A 1,520-nucleotide genomic window follows, 5' to 3' on the forward strand; every position below is an offset into this window, starting at 1 on the left:
TAGCTGATGAAGTCAAGGCGTTGGATTAGGAAAAAGTATGGTTTATTTAAGAAAACTAAATGAAGAAGATTTGGTGTCTTTGTGGGAAATTGCTTATTCACAATCTAATCCAATTTGGAAGCAGTATGATGCTCCCTATTATGACGATTATCAGCATTTTCCTAATTTTCAAGAATTTAAACTACAAAAATCAGAATCTACTCTAAACAACTCAAATCGCCTTGGTATTTTTGTTGATGATAAATTAGTTGGGACTGTTTCGCGCTACTGGGTATGTAAACAAACAAGATGGATGGAATTGGGGATTTGTATTTATGATAACAAATTTTGGAACTCTGGCATTGGAAAAGCTGCTATGCTACAATGGATAGATCGGACATTTAAGGATTACTTGGTGTTGGAGCATCTTGGTTTGACAACTTGGTCAGGAAATCTTGGTATGGTAAAACTTGCTGAAAAATTAAGAATGAAAAAAGAAGCTCATATTCCAAAAGTTCGTTATTACCAAGGCAAATATTTTGATAGTATTAAATATGGTATTCTGAGAGAAGAATGGAGTAAAATAAATGAACCTAACTATCAAACAAATGGAAACTCCTGAAGAGATAGAAGGTAAATCCTTCGTTCATTGGCAAACGTGGAGAGAGGCTTATGATGATCTTTTACCTGCAGAATTTCAGGAGACGATGACATTAGAAAGATGTCGATTCTTTAGTCAAAAATATCCTAAAAATACATTGATTGCGATAGATGGCATGAAGGTAGTTGGTTTTATCAGTTATGGAAACTTTCGTGATGAGACTATTCAAGCTGGTGAAATTATTACCTTATATGTTTTAAAAGACTATTATGGAAAAGGTATTTCTCAGAAGTTAATGAAGGAAGCTCTGACGACTCTTGAACAGTTCTCTGAAATATTTTTATGGGTATTAAAAGGGAATAAGCGAGCCATTGCATTCTATCAAAAAATGGGTTTTACTTTTGATGGGCAAGAAAAAATACTTGACCTTGGAAAACCTATCACTGAAATTAGAATGGTACGTAAGAAATCCTCAAAATCTGAGACTTAAATACTGGTAGAATTGCGATTTTGTTTTCAGATTACTCAATGAACAAAAAATCACGTTTTAGCAGATATTTTAAATAGAAAGAAGTTATTATGAATTTGAAAGAGAAGAATTATAAGAAGTCATCGAGCTTAGATTCTGTTCGTTTTTGGTTACAAGGTCATCGATTTATCAAATTTATGCTTGATATTATCTTTTATATCATCTTGTTCCTAGTTATAGAATTTACAACATCACAGAACAAAAGCATTCCAGCTGATTTTCGGTACAGAGAGCTTTTATTTCCCTTGCAATTGAATCTTTTTATCTTGGGTAATAGGTTTTATGCTCTCTTTTTGTCAGTGAAAACTGAAAAAGAAAGGACTCTTAAAAGATTTTGTGAACCCTTTATTTATATCAATATCCTTAGCTTCATTTTTCAACTGATTGGTGTGAGAAAAAGAGGAAGAGTCG

Annotated in this window: 3 protein-coding genes; all 3 read left to right on the plus strand. The window is 32.6% G+C overall.

Going from position 1 to position 1,520, the window contains the following annotated elements:
- Nucleotides 1–37: 37 nt before the first annotated feature.
- Nucleotides 38–601, plus strand: a complete 564-nt coding sequence (locus GMD4S_RS08765) for a GNAT family N-acetyltransferase (RefSeq protein WP_000262764.1) — start codon at nucleotides 38–40, stop codon at nucleotides 599–601.
- Nucleotides 567–1,070, plus strand: coding sequence for a GNAT family N-acetyltransferase (locus tag GMD4S_RS08770; RefSeq protein ID WP_001054582.1), 504 nt, complete (start codon nucleotides 567–569; stop codon nucleotides 1,068–1,070). The genes GMD4S_RS08765 and GMD4S_RS08770 overlap by 35 nt, the downstream gene beginning before the upstream one ends.
- Nucleotides 1,071–1,159: 89 nt before the next feature.
- A partial coding sequence (locus GMD4S_RS13775; RefSeq protein WP_001049351.1) for a hypothetical protein occupies nucleotides 1,160–1,520 on the plus strand: 361 nt, incomplete at its 3' end.

The organism is Streptococcus sp. GMD4S, from assembly GCF_000296955.1.

Coding starts and splice junctions, on each gene's coding strand:
- GMD4S_RS08765 (WP_000262764.1), top strand. CDS start 38: ATGGTTTATTTAAGAAAACTAAATGAAGAAGATTTGGTGTCTTTGTGG.
- GMD4S_RS08770 (WP_001054582.1), top strand. CDS start 567: ATGAACCTAACTATCAAACAAATGGAAACTCCTGAAGAGATAGAAGGT.